The following is a 17,610-nucleotide window of genomic DNA, read 5'->3' as shown; positions in this document are numbered from 1 at the left end:
CATTAATGCCTTTTTATCTTTTTTAGATAAAACGACACAAAAACAGTGTATGTGTAATCGTAAATGACAAACGATATCTGTAGCAAAACAAAGACCATAACTATAAGATAAGAGCCTATAAATATATTTACAGCAAACACAAATTTAAACACGAAATAAATTACGGATAAAGATAGGTTAAATACAATAAGCTTTAAGACGTATTCCAAAAATCTATTTAACGAAAACCTCTCTATGTATGACTTTACAATGCCGTAAAATCCAAAAAAGCACGCATAATAAAAAGCTATCAACTTGTTTGGTATCAATATAAATGACAACAATGATGTAGCAATATAAAACACTGCTCCTACATTAGCATTTGCTTCTATGACCATTATAGATGTAGAAAATGACGATAAAACCAGCAGAAAAAGTCTACTTGTAGGCATTGCCGCAGAGATGAAAAGCAAAATCACATTTACAGCAGCAAGCATACCTCCTAAAGAAAGCGACCTCTCTCTTGACATAAAATCAACTCCCTAAAAGCATCTAAACATATCTCCGCCCATACATTCGCAGCATGTGTCACAAGCCCATATAGCAAAAAGAGTCTGACAGCAATCATCGTTCATCGTTCTTCGGTAAACATCACCTTGGTAAACACCTCTTTGCATCTCCATGTTGTTTAATGCTTCACGGTACTCAATATTGCCAGGATCCATGTTTACTGCCGTCCTAAAGCAGTTATAAGCTTCCCCAAATCTTCCCCTCCTGTAATTTACATGGCCATAAAGATAATACCACTGCGCACTTCTATCAGCCATTCGATTTAAGATAGCTTCTGCAGCGTACAAGTCATTTCTGTTAAGGGCATTTATTACTTCATAATACATGGAACTACTATCGCTGTACGAGCCATTACCACTGTCATAAGTTCTATCATTGGCGTAATCGCTTCTAAAAGATTCTCCTTCCATTATAGCCTTATATGCATCGTTAATCTCCCTCAGTTTCTCCTCTGCCAAATCTTTAAGTGGATTGTCAGCATACTGGTCAGGATGATATTTTTTTACCAGTTCCCTGTATGCTTTTTTAACTTCTTCAATTGATGCTCCTTCTTTAAGTCCTAAGACTTCGTACGGATTTTGCATGATTTATCTCCTTCCATAACTCTCATAAATTCCATGTAAAGTCCAATTCTAAAAATATTGTCGATTATTCCAACATTCTTTTTTAACTTCAACTGTTCATACAATTTAACTATCGTAGAAAGCGTAAAAGTCAAATTAAATTTTGTCCACTCTTTGATTTCCTCTAACATAGGTTCTAACTCATCTTCCTGCATTTTGTCATAAGAAAGATTGTACTGGTATATAAAAGGATTGTAAGTGCCATTTTCTAAATCATTCTTCAAATCGTCGTAGGCATCTAAAATATACACAAATCTTCCTAAAAGATACGCAATTTGGCCGACTTTGGCATAATCTTCATCGCCAATTTTTAGGTCATCAATTAAAAACACTTCTTTCATGACATTGGCAAATGGTTCAGAAGCTACATCAACAGATGAACACTTCTTCTCTTCCAAGCTTTTTAAGACTTCTAAATACCCTTTTATTTTTTCCGCCTTTTTAGAATATGACTTATAAGACTTTCTAAATTTTGTCTTAAAAAAAGGCTCTAATAAAGCTGCGTTTAAAGATTTATCATCTTCTTTGTCATCCAAAAATTTATAGTACATAAGTATGGCATTCATATCTGCCGCATAAGCAATATACGGGTTTTCTTTAATAATAGGCTTTTTCTTAAATGGATTCGCCACACAGCTTTCTTCTCTTATGCATATCTCCTCGTCAGACAAAGCCGATAAAAAAATTGCAAGATACGTAAGCTCATAGTTTAAAGTCAATCGGCTTATCTCGCCATATTTTCTTCCGATTTCCTTGCAAAGGCCACAGTAATACGCCTTAAAAACATCATAATCTTTTATCTTCATCTCAGGTTTGTATGGCTTTATATATCCAAACATAGCATCTTCCTTAAAAAAATAATCCTGATTTTATTTTATCAGGATGTAAAAGCTATTTCAAATTAAATGTATATTAAGTCTATCCGATCATGCTTTTTATCTTGTCATTTTTATCTATGTACAAAAGCAATGGCAATCCCAGCACATAGCACGCTATCATCTCACCTAATCCAACCCATAGCATCGAAGCTACAAGAGGAAGTTTGTAAAGGAAATTTAATTCTATTCCGATGATGATTCCATTTATTACAACTGGCGGCAACGGTGCTAAATATCGCTTATACCTAAGATTCGATTTGCCAATATAGTACGTTATTACAGCACTAATTAGCGTCGCTAAAGAACCAAAAACCACATCGAATATTCCATTCCCGCCTATCATATTTGCAATTATACACCCAACAAAAAGCCCAAAAATCGAATACGACGAAAAGAAAGGCATAATTGTAAGTGCTTCAGCAACCCTTACTTGTACTTGACCATAGCTTATAGGCGCAAGAGCCACTGTGACGACTGCGTACACTGCAGCAATCAATGCTCCGTAGACTATCTTCTTAGTTTTACTGTTCAATTTTATCTCCTCCGTAGTTTTGTTTATAGACAGGATTTTGCGAACTGTCTTTACTCTATTATACAGTTAAACGGCTATATGGTCAAACAGTTTAACGCCGTCTATCATTTTAAAATGTCCATCAAATGAGAATATCATCATATCATTTTTAATCGATAAATAAGCGATAAGTACATCTGATAGTGGTATGGTTTTGCCATCTCTCCTTAACTTAAAAGAAAGCTTTCCAATCTCAATCCAATCTTTATAATCACATGATACCGTCGGTATCGAATCAATATACCTTTCAAGCATCCCTCTCTCTTTTTCTGTCTTCACTCCTTGAAAAAGTTCAGCAATTATAAGGCCTGTTATATAGACTTTGCCCTGCAAAAGCATATCATCGATAATCTCAACAATCTCTCGTTTGTCCCTAAAATATTCTATCCATACAGATGTATCAACAAGTATATTATCTTTCATCGATTTCCATGCTCCTTAATCTTTCAATATCTGAAGAATCTACTGCAAAGTTTATCTTTCCTTTAAGTTTCATCAAATGCTGCAATTTTTTCATCCTTATGGCATCCTTCAACGCCTCTTCAACAGCTTTCGACCTGTTGTTCGTCTCATACAGCATTTCAGCTTCTTTGAGAATATCCTCAGATACATTTATTGTCGTACGCATATCATCATCTCCTTCATACTTATAATACATCAATATGTTATGATAATCAAGATGATAAATTTAATCTTAAAATTATTCATGCTTTATCTGAACTTTTTTAAACACCTACAACTTTATGGCGCTCATTAGATACATCGAAACAGCAATCACAAGCTCTGCAAATTCATTGACAGCACCTAATGTATCACCTGTCATGCCACCTATTCTCATGGATATGTACTTAGTGATAATATACGTGACAATTGATGATACAGCTAAAAGCTTCAGTAATGCTGTGAAATGAACAAAATATATACCTATAACTGATGTAAACAATAAGCTTAATATTAACTCCACCATAGATATTTTCCCTATGATAAGTCCTCCCAGACCTTCTCCACCTCTTGCCGATTTCGATACATACGCTGCTAAAATTATGGAAAAACGTCCAACGAGAGGCATCAATATCAATGTAGAATATATGAGATTACTCTTGATGTCAGTTAAAAACAATATCTTCAAAATTATTAAAAAAACCAAAGCGAGAACTCCATTCGTCCCAAGCCTTGAATCCCTCATTATCTCAAGCATTCTATCACGACTTCTGTTGCTAAAAAGGCCATCGAATGTATCTGCAAACCCATCGATGTGCATAGCACCTGTCAGAATGTACGATGATGCTACAGCTACTGTGATAGCTATTTCCCGGGGAAATATATTTTTAGAAACAAAAAACATGAAACTTGCAACAGCACCAATAAATCCTCCTACAAGTGGGAAATATTTGACCATCTTGTGAAAGTCATTTCTATCTGCATCAATTTGGATATTAATAGGTATCCTTGTCATAAATTGAAACGATAATATAAAAGCTTTTATCTCATCCATCATTTTCTCATCACATCACCGCAAGCTATTATCTTTTATTTCTAAGGGTATGCCTGAAACCATAAAGTAGACATAATCAGCATTCTCAGCAATTTTTTTGTTCATTCTACCTGATATGTCCCTAAATATCCTTCCCAATTTATATTCCGGGACAAGTCCCATTCCAACTTCATTTGTCACGACTATTACATCTTTATCCTTCTCTTTAGAGGCTTTTATCAAGCCATCAACTTCCCCGGTTATTTTTTTTTCAGCTCTTACTACATCTTCTATATCTTTCTCTTCCCACGTCATATCAATTTCTAACAGGAGATTGGACACCATCACTGTCAGACAGTCTAAAAGCACAGCTTCCTTATCTGTGCTTCTTATTATATCAGAAATGCCTTTGTAAGCTTCTGCTGTTTCCCACTCCTTTGGCCTTCTTTCTCTGTGCCTTCTAACTCTTTCTTTCATCTCATCATCAAACGGTATAGATGTAGCTATGTAAAGTACGCTGTAACCGCCGTATTTCACAGCAAGACTTTCTGCAAACTGGCTTTTGCCAGACCTTGCACCACCTGTCACCATAATCAAAGCCAATAAAAACACCTTCTTTCGGAAAAATCATTTTAAAATTTCTTTTATAGCTTCTACCAATTTTACATTGTCATCATGGCTTTTTACAGCCACTCGAAAATACCTATCGTCCAAATACCTGAAATTTGAAGCATCTCTTATCAGTATCCCTCTTTTTAATAATTCTTCTTTTAAATCATTAACTCTCCGGTTCTTCAGCTTTAAAAGCATAAAATTGACTTGCGTATCAAAAACGACTAATCCATCTATCTTTTTAAGCTCATTCGTCAAATAATCTACTTCCTCTTTTATGTATTTTCTTGTATTTTCCATAAATTTGACATCAGCAAAAATCTTTCTTCCTGCTGCATCAGCAAAAACATTTACCGTCCAAGGCTCTTTATAAGCTTCCAATCTCTTTATCAAATTTTCACTTCCAAAACCGTATCCTAAGCGCAATCCTGGCAGACCAAAAAATTTGGTGGCAGCTCTTATGATAAAAAGATTATCGTAGTCATTTATGAGATCTAAAGACTGGTATTCCTCATAATCGTATATAAATTCCATAAACGCCTCATCTATCATCACTGGCAAATCAAGCTTTTTCGCTTCCTTCACTATGTATTCCACATCTTTTCGCTTTATTGCTTTTCCTGTAGGATTATTTGGATTTCCTATGATGACAGAATCTACTTCTTTGAAGCAGTTTACTATTTCATCTGCATCAATCACGTATCCATTTTTTTCAGGAATTTGGTAGTAGAAAGGATTTCCCCCTAACAAAGTGACTGCTCTTTCGTATTCCAAAAAAGCAGGTGATGGTATAAGGGGCTTTTTCAGAAAAAATGCTCTAACAAAAAGGTAAATAAGTTCAGAAGCACCATTGCCAACTATTATATTTTCACTTTTCAGCCCTGTATATTTTGAAATAGAATTTTTCAATTTTGTGTAGTTTACATCAGGGTACTTTGTCAAATCCACAATATCAATGGAATCTTTTATACACTCCGGAAAGCCAAGAGGATTTATGTTTGAACTAAAATCTATCACATCTTTATCGTAAACATATATATTGCCACCATGTTCGTATTTATCCATTCAATTCACCTCAAAATAGTCTTCCTAACCGAATAAATGGCTTGTCTAAGAGATTTTTAACTATCTGCCTATCATCTTCTTTGTAAACTACAATGCAACATGTGGAAGGTCCACCTGACTTTCCATCATCAATCTCGTCATCGTATTCTCTTAATAAATTCAGTCCAGAAGTAAATTTAAGCACATCAAGTTCATATTTTATTCCCTTTGATCCTACAGGAATGGCTTCTGCTATTTCGCCGCATCTAAATATTTTCACATAATCTTTAAGGGAAAGAATATCGTTAAAATGCAAAACCTCTTGTCCAACACGGGGGTAACCAAAAAGTCCTACTTCCATGCCTGCCATAGCCTTTCTCACTTTTAAATCCTCTTTCGCTGCCCTTCCAATAACTGTCACGCCAACACCTGTCATCGTTGAAGGAAAATTTTCCTCTGTGCTGCCAGTTAAAGCAACGTCATATATCTCATTTTCAACAAGCTCTTTTTTTATTCCATCTATGATCTTAATACCAGTGGGATTCATTTCATTTGATAAGGCATCTGATATTGCGATTGGCCAAGCACCAACACATAGAAGCTCTGACAAAGCGACTTTAATGGCTGCTCTTCCTACCATCTCAGCATCTACCTTTAAAACATCATTTTCCTTTTCCCCGATTGCACCTGTGCTGTCACATGATACGGCGAATGCAACATCGCCTTCGTGTATGATTAAAACATCCCTGTACTTCTCTATCATATGCATCTATCACCTTTTTATCATTTTTAAAACTGTCTTATAAATGATAGACGCTAAAAGGACATTTGTAAAAGATGCAATAGTAAGAGGTAACACCATCTGAATGAAAAATCCCCAACCGTACTGCGGTACAAAGATAAGTGTCGCAACAGGCCCATTTAATATGGTACCAACAGCGACCGCTACATAGCTGTTAAACTTCTTATACACCAGTGAATAAAAATATGCACATACAGCCATCGACACAGCAATGATAATGTGATTTGGTATTCCAAGCGGAAAACCAGATGTAAGTGCAGTAAAAATGTGGCCTAAAGAAATGACGATTGCTCCTATGTAGCTTCCGAAATAAAGAGATGCAAAATAACCCGGCAGTGAATCAAACGCCACCGTATTGTAAACTTTAATCATGGCACCAACGGCACTCATGGCAATAAGCATAGCCACAAGTGTCAATGTTTTAACATTTTTAATCGTTGTTGTTTTTGTATTCATCTATATACCTCCTGTTAATATTGTTTTAAAAGCAAAGAATAAAATAAGCCCCAGAAAAGATGTCATATACATTATCTTTACAGTATCTTTGATGTGGTTCAATTCAGGTGCTTCTTTGCCATCTCCCAACTTCGGTTTCAGTTCAGGCTTTCCAAAATAGTAGTTAAGCCCTCCTAACTCCACATTTAGCGCACCTGCAACAGCAGCTTCCCCATGTGCACTATTGGGACTTTCGTGCTTTAATCTATCCCTTTTTAAAATGCGGAAGCTATTTTTATAATCATATCTCAGCAAAAATGATGATGCTACAATCAAAAGCCCTGTTATCCTGGCTGGCAGGAAATTCAAAATATCGTCAAGCTTTGCAGAAGCATATCCTATGTTTAAATATCTTTCATTTTTATAGCCAACCATCGAGTCAAGTGTACTGGAAGCCTTGTAGGCCAATGCCAACGGCGCACCGCCTATAAAAGCGTAAAACAAAGGCCCAATTATACCATCAGATATGTTTTCCGCCACTGTCTCAACAGCACCTCTTATGATATCACTGTAGCCTAAATTTTCCGTATCACGGCTTACAATGAAAGACAACATCTTCCGAGCTTCAAAAATGTTGTCTTTTTTAAGAGGATTGTATACTCTCATAGCTGATTTCGCTAAATCATTAGTTGCAAGGCAAGTATAGATGAGAAGCATATCTAAAATCTTGCCCAAATAAACATTTATTTCTTTCACAATGTAAATGATAAAGTACCCGCTTATATAGCTTGTAAAGACAACAATGGCACACAAGAAATAACCGGCGATTCTTTCTTGCCTTTCAGTTTTAGCAATCTTTCTAAATTTGCACTCTAAAAAGCTGATTAGTCTTCCCATGAGTCTTACTGGATGAGGATATCCTGGCGGATCGCCTATCATTAGATCTAAAAAATATGCAGCTATCACTTCCATATCAGATACTACCTTTCATTATCTGGTAAATTTTATTTATGTCTAAGCTTTTTCTTACTACATCTGCCAACCTGTCGTACTCTCTTTCTTTAAATTTCCTGTAGTCTTCAATGTAATCTATATCTTTTAACCCCTTTGAGCTTCTTAAAATATTTACAAGTCTCCTTGTGAACTCCGTGTTTTCAAATATTCCATGCATATACGTACCAAACACTTTCCCGTCACTGCTTACACATCCGTCACTGACAGATATTTTTTCATCGTTTCTTGTAATGATATTGGAAAAACTTTTTTCTCCTGTAGAACTTATGCCCATGTGTATCTCGTATCCATTTACAAATAGCCCCTTAATTGGTGATAAAAAATCAGGCAAATCATCGGAAATTTGGGCTTTAACTTGTGTTGTGATCTTTTCATGTGAAATAACTGTCTCTACATCTAATAATCCTAAACCTTCCATCTCACTAACAGGCCCTTCTATGTGTTGTGGATCCAATATCCTTTTTCCCAGCATCTGATATCCTCCACATATGCCGATTATAAGCTTTCCCATTTTTCTCAAATTCAAAATCTCATGATGAAGTCTGGCATCTTTAAGTGCTTTAAGATCTCCTATCGTATTTTTCGTACCTGGTATTATCAATACATCGCAGTCGCCGATTTTCTCCCCTTTATTTACGTACTTTACATTTACATCTTGAATCTTCTTCAATGGTTCAAAATCAGTAAAATTGGATATGTGTGGAAGATTTAAAATCGCAATATCAATAGCCCCACCGCTTTTTCTCCCGTAATAAGCATCTGTCGCACTGTCCTCCTCATCAACATATACATCCGTGTAAGGAACTACACCGATGACATCTTTTTTAATTATGTCCTCCAACATCTTTAAGCCTGGCTTTAATATCTCTAAGTCGCCTCTAAATTTGTTTATTATGACTCCTTTTACCCTTTCTCTTTCATCATCATTTAAAAGCAATAGTGTGCCTGCAATAGACGCGAAGACACCGCCTTTATCTATGTCACCTACTATCAATACCGGTGAATCCACCAACTCCGCCAATCCCATATTTACAACGTCTTTTTCTCTAAGATTTATCTCGGCAGGACTTCCAGCACCTTCAATCACTACTATGTCGTACGACTGGCTAAGCTTGTCAAAATCCTCTTTTATCATGCTTAAAAGTTTCGGCTTGAATTCCTGGTAATAAGATGCATCCATGCTATCATAAACTCTGCCTCTTAGTATAACTTGACAATTTTTGTCTGAGCTTGGCTTTAAAAGTATAGGATTCATAAGCACCGACGGTTTTATTCCTGCAGCTTCAGCTTGTACAGCTTGTGCTCGTCCCATCTCCAAACCCTCATCTGTTATAAAAGAATTAAGAGCCATATTTTGTGACTTAAATGGTGCCACCGAATATCCGTCCTGCTTAAATATCCTGCAGAGAGCAGCCACCAACAAGCTTTTCCCAACAGATGATGCCGTACCTTGAAGCATTATCTTAAATGCCATACTTTCCCATCTCCCGACCATAATCTTTGCAATGGCTTATAAATCTTTCTACAGCATTTGGGTATTTCAATAAGTTGATGTGAACATAAGTACCTAAACAATTTTTGTACACATATCCGCACGGCCACTTTTCTTCAGAATGTGGTTTATGCACTTCATATGCAAAATCATCGTGTATCCCTGACATCTTCGAATTGTGAAAAACATGACCAAAGATGACATCTCCTTTTTTAAATAACACATTGTCCTTTACAACTTCTGCCTCAGCGTAGCCAAAATTGACTAACCTTTTCGTCATGATGGCATCTAAATCGAATATTCCTACCATGTTGTATCCATCTCCATTTAGATCAACGATTTTTTTCGCAAGGTACATAAAACCACCGCATTCCGCATAGACCGGCATTCCCTTTTCAATGCTTCCTTTAATTGAAGATAACATGGAATGATTTTTGCTTAATCTTTCAGCAAAAACTTCCGGAAATCCTCCACCTAAGTAAATTCCAACTGCATCTTTAGGAATAACATCGTCATGCAGTGGACTAAATGGTATTAACTCTACTCCTGCATCAATCAATGAATCTAAGCTATCCTGATAGTAAAAATTAAACGCCTCATCGTATGCAAATGCAATCTTGATATCTTCTTTTGTCTTTGCTGCCGCTTTTCCATCGTTTAAATCATCTTTTTTCAATTCCACATCGCATGAATCGAGAATGCCATCTACATCTATAAACTCACCTATTCTGTCGTACAAAATGCTGAAATTGTGCTCTCCCTTTGTCTCGTATATAGGCATAAGACCAAGATGTCTCTCGGGTAGACTTATCATATCATCTTGTGGAAGATATCCAAATGCCTTTATACCCAAATCTCTTTCGATACATTCTTTTAAAAGCTTATAGTGTTTTTCGCTGCCGACTTTATTGAAAATTACTCCTTTAATCTTTACATCTTTATCATATTCTATATAGCCTTTAACTAAGGCAGATACACTTGCGGCAATTCCAGATGCATCAACGACAAGTACGACAGGTAAGCTTAAAAGTTTTGCCACATGAGCACTGCTGCCATAGCTTGTATTATTGATTCCGTCGTACATGCCCATGACGCCTTCTACTAAAGCTACATCTACAGATAAAGCGTGCTTTAAAAAGGACTTTTTTACGTAATCATCTCCAAGCATGTAAACATCCAAATTATACGCGGAATTTCCAGATGCAAATCTGTGATATGCTGTGTCTATGTAATCAGGTCCTATTTTAAACGGAATGACTTTGTACTTTTTAGAAAGATATCCTATTATACCAATAGTAATAGTAGTCTTACCTACACCAGAATGAGTTCCAGCTATCATAAATGCTTTACACAATTTTTAAACCATCCCCTTGTCTTTTTGAAATAACAATAAGAGGTGTATCTGTAATGGGATTTCTGATTACATGTGCATCCACAGAAAAAACCATCTTTATATTTTCTACAGTTATAACTTCATTTGGCGTCCCCATTGATATAATCTCTCCATCTTTCATAAGCAGAATAAAATCACAAAATTGAGATGATAAATTGATGTCATGAAGAACAGAAAACACGAGTATTCCCTTTGCGGTCAATCGCTTAAGTATTGAAAGCACTTCTACTTGATATTTTACATCTAAATGTGAAATCGGCTCATCCAATAACAAAATCTTAGGCTCTTGAGCCAATGCTCTTGCAATATAAACCCTTTGCCTTTGACCACCGCTTAATTCATTTACATATCTATCCTTAAGATCCCATGTGTTTGTAAGAATCATAGCTTCTTTTACGATGCTTACATCTTTTTCGGTCTCTCTTTGAAACCTCCTTAAATAAGGTGTCCTTCCCATCATCACAACATCGTAAGATGTAAATTCAAAGTCAAAATACAAATCCTGTGGAACATAGCCGATAATCCTCGCCCTGTCTTTCGAACGCATTTTGTGGACACTTTTGTCCATCATAAATACATTGCCTCTGCTGGGCTTCAAATAACCTGAAATGTTCTTCAAAAGAGTTGTCTTGCCAGAACCATTGCTTCCCAATATGCCAACCATTTCATATCCATCTATCTTAAAATTTACACCTTTCAAAGCCTGAATATTGCCATAACTATAATGGAGATCTTCAACATTTACTATTGTCATTTCACTTAACCTCTTTATTTTTATTTTTGACAAGAAGGTATAAGAAAAACGGACCACCACAGGCAGCAGTTATTATGCCAACTGGTATTTCTACAGGAGCCATCACAGTCCTCGCCAGTGTGTCAGCTAACACCAAAAACGCTGCACCTACAATACCGCTAAAAGGAACTAAAAATCTGTTGTCAGAGCCTACAATAAGCCTTGATATGTGTGGCACTATAAGCCCTACAAATCCAATTATACCACCTGCTGAAACAGAAGAAGCCGTTATTAAAGACCCCACAATCAAAATAATTTTCTTTACTCTTTCAGTATCTATTCCCAAATGCTCCGCAATCTCTTCACCTGTCATAATCACATTGAGATCTCTTGAAAACACGTATAATGTTATACACCCAATGAATATGATTGGAACTGTGTAAAAAATTTGCTCCCAACTAATAAGACTAAATCCACCCATGGTCCAAAAGATTATTTGAGACATTTCATCATGATTTAAAAGCATCATGAGAGAAATAATAGATGACATAAAAGCACTGATGGCAATGCCTGCAAGAAGCATCGTCTGCATTTTAATGTAATGTCCTCTTTTGGATATGATGTATACTACGTAAATAGTCATGAGAGCAAACGCAAATGCAAAAAATTGAAGACCAAGAAGCCCAAACCCTAAAACGATAGCAATAGATGCTCCAAATGCAGCTCCTGATGATATGCCTAAAACATAAGGATCTGCCATAGGATTCTTCAAAAGTCCTTGAAAGAATGTACCTGCCACAGAAAGTCCCATCCCAGTGAAAGCAGCTTCAATAATCCTTGGGAATCTGAGATTCAACAATATCATCTTGTCTGTAGCATTGCCAACGCCAAAAATGACATCAATAATGCTTTTTAATGGCATTTTGACTGCACCCACTGATGCAGAAAACATCAAGGATGCAATCAAAACCATTGCAGAAATTATCAAATAAAAGCTTTTTCTCACTTTCAATTTATTTAAATGCCTCCGGATGCAAATCTTTTGCAATTTCTTCTAATCCTAAGACAATTCTATTAGATGGCTTAGTGACAATGTCATCGTTGGAGATTATAAATATTTTGCCATCTTTCGCCGCTTTTGTATCCTTATAACCTGCCATATTTTTTATTTCATTAGCGTTTGCAGCATGTGGTGATGTGATTATCACATCAGGATTTTTCTGTACTAGTTTCTCCATGCTGTACTGTGCCCATCCGTTTGCATCGCTGGCTACATTGTTTCCACCAGCCAATGTTATAAGCTCATCGATGAATGTTCCCTTGCCAGCCGTCCAGTTCCCATTTGTATCAACAACATAAAACACATTTACTTTCGGCAAATCCTTCACTTTATCATTGATCTCTTTAATTTTATCTTTCATGCTGCTTATTATTTCATTTCCCTTTTCTACATTGCCTGTTATCTCACCTAATATCTTTATTGAATCATATATCTGGTTTATGTTTTGCGCTTCTAATACCACCACTGGTATGCCTGATTTCTCGATAGTCTCCATCTGGTCCTTCCCAGAAAGATTTGATGCAAAAACTATATCAGGTTTCTGAGCCATTATAGCTTCAATATTAGGCCCTTCATATCCTCCAACTTTCGCAACACTTTTTACCTCCGGCGGATAATCGTCGTAATTAGTAACACCAACAACATTTTTGCCAGCGCCAATTGCGTAAATCAGCTCGGTCGTTGATGGAGATAATGATACGATCCTCTTAGGCTCCTTTTTTATCGTAACTTGCCTACCCATAAAATCAGTAATTTTCAATGGGAATGTAGCCTTAACTTCCGTCTTCACAGAATTAGCATTAGTAGATGCTTTTTCCTTTGTAGTTTGAGAACATGAAACAAGACTTAATGAAAGAACTGCTACTATGATGAAAACTACAATATTTTTAATCCACTTTTTCACTTAGATCTCTCCTTCCAATTTCTTAAAGATTTGAAAAATGCAAAACACATAAACATTAATCTAAAAAACTAAGGCATACCGAGAAGGTATGCCCCATATTTTCTAAAGCAAATATGTATCACATTACCAACCTCCCCTCCGAAGGTGTTTTTCTCATCTTAAGGCAGGTCTCCTGGCTTGCGATTCATCTTTAGCTCAACCTTCCCGGTTTCCCCAGTGGTTTTTTGAGCCTCATCATCGCTTACAGTAGCGGGGGCTGCAGCGGCTTCTCACCGCTTTTCCTATTAACCTTTCGGACCTTAAGACCATATTTAGTTTAACTATATTATATCTTTAATGCAAAATTGCGTCAATGAAAATAAACAGCCTTTTTTTGCAATAATTTGCCATGAATCTATCATCTCATCCTGTATAAATTTTTACTACTGTAATATCCAAAATCACAAACATGATGAATACCGCTAAAATAATTGAAATCAAAATAAATGCCTTTAAGATAAACTCCCTGTATTTTTTCATCCCACACTCTGCCTCCAATTTCTATAAAACAAATTATCTATATAACGAAAATTTCACAAGATTAATTTCCTCTCTGAATATATAGACAAATTTCTTCCTCATTTTGTTACAGTTTTTTAAAAATTTTTTTATATAAAAAAATAGCCCTAAGGGCCAATTATCAAATGAAATGTGTAGTATCAAAAAGCACACTGTTTTAATGAAGTTCAAAACGCAAATCCTAAGCAAGTTCGAAACTGTCATAGTAAAAGTACAATATACCTGATTTAGTATCCAAAAAGAATAGCTTATTAGTCGTATAGTTAGTTCTAAAAGAAGTTGAACCTTTGGACTTTGTATTTGTATATAAATAATAGTATCCATCCTTTTTCACTTTTGGAAATGGATATTTTCTCCCAAGCATTAAATTAGGTTGTGGTAGTGATTTTGCTAATGAGTACGGTATCACTGTGCCAAACTTCCATCCTTTTTCTTCTGCAGATTTTATGAAATCATCCATTTGGGTCTTATTGAACTTCATAACGATGTAACATAGCTCTTGGTCCCTATCGCCTGTATAGTTATTCTTCAGTATATCAACTGATCTTGGAATGTAAATGCCAGTTTGGGAGGCAACAAAATATTGTTGTCCAGAAAATATCTTAGAAAAAATCAGTATATACAATCCCAAAGTAAAAAGAATACCAACTATTATCCCCCACCATTTTATGAAATTCCTATTTCCAGATCGTCTCCATTTATAAAGCGAAAAGCCAAGCCAAACAAACATCAATACAGCTACATTAATAAGAAATATTTCATATATGTAAACCATGCGATTGCCTAAATCCCCTAAGTATAATTGCTTATATAGATTCATTGATATCACCTCACATCATATAGCGAATATAGTAGCTGTTCAAGAAAAATAGCCCCGTTGAGGGACATCAATACATTTTTATATCAAAATTTTGCAGCAATAAGTCTTCTTCCCCGCCGTCCCATTTTATTATCAATTTTATAGGCTTTTTGATTGAATCTAATATTTTCTGCCTTTCATCTGCATCTATTTGAGAAAGATTTGGTAGCCATGCAGATCTGCTAACATCAATACAATTATCTTTTTTCTTTGTATTTGGTGCATTTAAATCTATTCTCTGTTGAATTGGTGTTCCAAAATACACAAGTCCAGATATTATATAAGGCTCAAGCCCTTTGTCAAGAAATGCAACAATTTTAATGTTATTTAATTTTCCCTTACTAATGTTCTCAACTCTTATAGTATAATTTAGTGGAGTAAATTCATTTGAATCTTGTGTTTTTTGGATGTTTCCAGTAGAATCTAAACCATTCGTCTTTGTATTAGTATTTTTCCCAATCTCAATCGTTGTATTAATTTTAAAATGTTTGCTTTTCGTCTTATAATTTAAATTAGGTGCATCGTTTGTCTGATATAGATAAATCTGAAAATGACTTTTCTTATAGCTGTAGTAATCATAATATATAAAAAGACTCAATACAACTACTGCTATTAAACATAAGATTATTATGCGCTTATTTTTTATAAAATCACCTCCAACCATATTCTTCAGTTATCCTATCACCCATACGATAATTGTACTCAGCTTGTTGTGTAATCCAATTTTCATCATAATAATGTGCTGCAGCATCAATGTGAATGATGCGCCAATTTCTGTTAATGTTATTATAATCCAATTATCCTTACTTGGGAAGGTGCTAAATTAGGTCAATTTTTTTATCATACTTTGTCACTTTATGTAGTATATTGTCAAAACTGTGACCGTTCTCCGGTCAACAATAAACTTTACAATAAGTTCCCATAAGTATCTATTATTTTATTATTTATCGCTTTCATGACAATCCCCAAATCGTTATTTACGTCAAAAAGTTCATAAAGTTTTTCTATATGTCTACGCAATGTCCTCTCCGAAATTCCTATTTCTTTCAGCACAATTTTCCTTTCATATTTACATGCCATTGCAGATAATATTAACCTATCAAGATGATCAAGTTTTGAACTTAGATAGTCATCTTTCTCATGCATGTGCCAAAGACATTTTTCAATATAATCTGCAATCTTCCAAAGTATTACACTTTCTTCTTTCAGACAATCAATATTTAATGTCGACATATCAAGATATGCAATTATTTCTCTTTCGTAATAATCTACAATCGGAATTGCAGTACAATTCCAATTTTTAAATAGATGACAATAATGTTCTGTTCCACATATCTTTACTTGCCTTTTCAACTTCATTGCTATATTTATTGCATTTGTGCCGCAATCTTCAATCCTTAAGCTAACACCTTCTACAAAATGCAATCTACTAAAATAGTCCTTTAGTTTTTGGTCGTATATCAGCTTTATTACATATCCCTCTTTATCACAAAGTGCAAAAAAATATCCTTGTTCTAAGAGATTAGCAAATACACCTTTAGAATTAAAAATGATGTCAAATAGGTAAATTATGCTTTTATAATCTTCTTTTCGCCTATCCAACTCTCTTTTATCAAGTATTTTATTAAAACTATTTTTATTTGGATCAACACCTGAAAGTTTTGATTCTCCAATCGACATAATCAATTCCTCATAAATATTATTCATAATCGTACCACCCCTAAAACTTTTTTGCTAAATTTGCTCTCTATGATATAAGACAAATTTTTAAGAAATTTGTTACAGTTTTTTAAAAAATTTTTTAGCCATAAAAAAATAGCCCTATTAAGAGCCATCAATACATTTTTATATCAAAATTTTGCAGTAATAAGTCTTCTTCCCCACCGTCCCATTTTATTATCAATTTTATAGGCTTTTTGATTGAATCTAATATTTTCTACCTTTCATATAAATTGATTTAGTTCGTAATATCGTTATGGACTGTAATTTCTTTTTTCTTTAATTGATCGATGTAAATGTATATTGTGAAATCATTCTGTTCTTTTACCAATTTGTCTAATTCATCGTCAGAAATGCCTGGCATATATATGCTAAAAGCAGAAGACATTGTCTGATTATTGTTATTGTTGGGATATACATAAGCTATGGGCGTCATATTACTCCCTATCAAATCTGCATATTTCTTTGGATATATTATTTGAAATCCAATTTTATGATTTTTTATAGCATTATTTATTCCAGGTAGTGTGTATGTCACAATAAAATTTAATCCCTGTTCTACTTTATCGGAAACCTTCATTTGACACCTTTGTATTGATAGATTGCTTACTTGCACATTGTTAAGAAAAAATTTTTCTTCGTCTTGTTGTAATTGTTTCATATTTGTTGATATGGTTGCATAATTAACAGTATTTCCTTTGTGCGTGAAAATAAAATACAAACTCAGTAATACAATCACGATGCCAACAATTGTGAAAATAATTGTTTTCTTTTTAATTTTTATTGACATTAAAACATCCTCCCTCTATAATCTTTGATTTTCTTTTAATATCTCACTCATTCTCAGATTCTCACAATCTTCAAAGAAGCCCTCATGTATATCAATGCTA

The 17,610-nt window shown here is 34.8% G+C and carries 22 protein-coding genes and 1 riboswitch; all 22 genes read right to left on the bottom strand.

The features are described from left to right. Positions 1-2 precede the first annotated feature (2 nt). The 22 genes from HNR52_RS08605 to HNR52_RS08500 all read right to left on the bottom strand — a co-directional run bounded on the left by HNR52_RS08605 (position 3) and on the right by HNR52_RS08500 (position 17,510). Positions 3-509 carry a hypothetical protein gene (locus HNR52_RS08605; RefSeq protein WP_435620327.1) on the bottom strand — a complete coding sequence of 169 codons (507 nt, stop codon included), beginning with the start codon at positions 507-509 and terminating at the stop codon, positions 3-5. 12 nt (positions 510-521) lie between these two features. Further along, complete coding sequence (locus HNR52_RS08600; RefSeq protein ID WP_435620326.1) at positions 522-1,133, bottom strand: J domain-containing protein; 612 nt, start codon at positions 1,131-1,133, stop codon at positions 522-524. Beyond that, on the bottom strand, positions 1,109-2,011 hold the full coding sequence (locus HNR52_RS08595) for a DUF5685 family protein (RefSeq protein WP_435620325.1): 903 nt from the start codon (positions 2,009-2,011) through the stop codon (positions 1,109-1,111). The genes HNR52_RS08600 and HNR52_RS08595 overlap by 25 nt, the downstream gene beginning before the upstream one ends. A 79-nt stretch (positions 2,012-2,090) precedes the next feature. Further along, entirely contained in the window at positions 2,091-2,582 is a 492-nt protein-coding gene (locus HNR52_RS08590; RefSeq protein ID WP_013788701.1) for a QueT transporter family protein, read from the bottom strand. A 66-nt stretch (positions 2,583-2,648) separates the two neighbouring features. Further along, entirely contained in the window at positions 2,649-3,044 is a 396-nt protein-coding gene (gene vapC, locus HNR52_RS08585; protein WP_013788702.1) for a type II toxin-antitoxin system VapC family toxin, read from the bottom strand. Continuing rightward, positions 3,034-3,249, bottom strand: a complete 216-nt coding sequence (locus HNR52_RS08580; protein WP_435620324.1) for a type II toxin-antitoxin system VapB family antitoxin — start codon at positions 3,247-3,249, stop codon at positions 3,034-3,036. Before HNR52_RS08580 ends, vapC begins: the two co-directional genes overlap by 11 nt. A gap of 105 nt (positions 3,250-3,354) precedes the next feature. After that, positions 3,355-4,116, bottom strand: coding sequence for an adenosylcobinamide-GDP ribazoletransferase (gene cobS, locus HNR52_RS08575; protein WP_435620323.1), 762 nt, complete (start codon positions 4,114-4,116; stop codon positions 3,355-3,357). A 15-nt stretch (positions 4,117-4,131) separates the two neighbouring features. Continuing rightward, complete coding sequence (cobU, locus tag HNR52_RS08570; RefSeq protein ID WP_435620322.1) at positions 4,132-4,698, bottom strand: bifunctional adenosylcobinamide kinase/adenosylcobinamide-phosphate guanylyltransferase; 567 nt, start codon at positions 4,696-4,698, stop codon at positions 4,132-4,134. 24 nt (positions 4,699-4,722) lie between these two features. Beyond that, the gene (gene cobD / locus HNR52_RS08565; RefSeq protein WP_435620321.1) at positions 4,723-5,772 is read right to left on the bottom strand and encodes a threonine-phosphate decarboxylase CobD; all 1,050 of its coding nucleotides are present in this window, start codon (positions 5,770-5,772) and stop codon (positions 4,723-4,725) included. 10 nt (positions 5,773-5,782) lie between these two features. Next, a complete protein-coding gene (locus tag HNR52_RS08560) occupies positions 5,783-6,514 on the bottom strand; it encodes an AIR synthase related protein (RefSeq protein ID WP_435620320.1) in 732 nt (243 codons plus the stop codon). A 9-nt stretch (positions 6,515-6,523) separates the two neighbouring features. After that, entirely contained in the window at positions 6,524-7,009 is a 486-nt protein-coding gene (locus HNR52_RS08555; protein WP_435620319.1) for an ECF transporter S component, read from the bottom strand. Then, positions 7,010-7,960 (bottom strand): adenosylcobinamide-phosphate synthase CbiB, encoded by a 951-nt coding sequence (gene cbiB, locus HNR52_RS08550; protein ID WP_013788709.1) that lies wholly within the window; start codon positions 7,958-7,960, stop codon positions 7,010-7,012. Position 7,961: 1 nt separating this feature from the next. After that, entirely contained in the window at positions 7,962-9,476 is a 1,515-nt protein-coding gene (locus HNR52_RS08545) for a cobyric acid synthase (protein WP_435620318.1), read from the bottom strand. After that, complete coding sequence (locus HNR52_RS08540) at positions 9,466-10,848, bottom strand: cobyrinic acid a,c-diamide synthase CobB (protein WP_435620317.1); 1,383 nt, start codon at positions 10,846-10,848, stop codon at positions 9,466-9,468. Before HNR52_RS08540 ends, HNR52_RS08545 begins: the two co-directional genes overlap by 11 nt. Beyond that, positions 10,841-11,641 (bottom strand): ABC transporter ATP-binding protein, encoded by an 801-nt coding sequence (locus tag HNR52_RS08535; RefSeq protein WP_013788712.1) that lies wholly within the window; start codon positions 11,639-11,641, stop codon positions 10,841-10,843. Before HNR52_RS08535 ends, HNR52_RS08540 begins: the two co-directional genes overlap by 8 nt. 1 nt (position 11,642) lies before the next feature. Beyond that, a complete protein-coding gene (locus tag HNR52_RS08530; RefSeq protein WP_435620316.1) occupies positions 11,643-12,632 on the bottom strand; it encodes a FecCD family ABC transporter permease in 990 nt (329 codons plus the stop codon). 1 nt (position 12,633) lies between these two features. Then, positions 12,634-13,584 carry an ABC transporter substrate-binding protein gene (locus HNR52_RS08525; RefSeq protein ID WP_435620315.1) on the bottom strand — a complete coding sequence of 317 codons (951 nt, stop codon included), beginning with the start codon at positions 13,582-13,584 and terminating at the stop codon, positions 12,634-12,636. Between the two features lie 145 nt (positions 13,585-13,729). Beyond that, positions 13,730-13,901, bottom strand: a riboswitch (cobalamin riboswitch). A 422-nt stretch (positions 13,902-14,323) separates the two neighbouring features. Continuing rightward, positions 14,324-14,962: a hypothetical protein gene (locus HNR52_RS08520; RefSeq protein WP_435620314.1), complete on the bottom strand. Its 639-nt coding sequence runs from the start codon at positions 14,960-14,962 to the stop codon at positions 14,324-14,326. A 67-nt stretch (positions 14,963-15,029) separates the two neighbouring features. Further along, the gene (locus tag HNR52_RS08515) at positions 15,030-15,665 is read right to left on the bottom strand and encodes a hypothetical protein (protein ID WP_435620313.1); all 636 of its coding nucleotides are present in this window, start codon (positions 15,663-15,665) and stop codon (positions 15,030-15,032) included. After that, positions 15,652-15,798: a hypothetical protein gene (locus HNR52_RS08510; protein WP_435620312.1), complete on the bottom strand. Its 147-nt coding sequence runs from the start codon at positions 15,796-15,798 to the stop codon at positions 15,652-15,654. The genes HNR52_RS08515 and HNR52_RS08510 overlap by 14 nt, the downstream gene beginning before the upstream one ends. 109 nt (positions 15,799-15,907) lie before the next feature. After that, positions 15,908-16,708, bottom strand: a complete 801-nt coding sequence (locus tag HNR52_RS08505) for an AsnC family protein (RefSeq protein ID WP_435620311.1) — start codon at positions 16,706-16,708, stop codon at positions 15,908-15,910. 250 nt (positions 16,709-16,958) lie between these two features. Further along, positions 16,959-17,510: a hypothetical protein gene (locus HNR52_RS08500; protein WP_435620310.1), complete on the bottom strand. Its 552-nt coding sequence runs from the start codon at positions 17,508-17,510 to the stop codon at positions 16,959-16,961. Between the last annotated feature and the right edge of the window lie 100 nt (positions 17,511-17,610).

This window comes from Thermoanaerobacterium thermosulfurigenes, assembly GCF_051201035.1.
Taxonomy (GTDB): Bacteria; Bacillota; Thermoanaerobacteria; order Thermoanaerobacterales; family Thermoanaerobacteraceae; genus Thermoanaerobacterium; species Thermoanaerobacterium thermosulfurigenes.
Note: the sequence above shows the minus strand (reverse complement) of the source record. Positions and strands in the feature narration are given on the sequence as shown.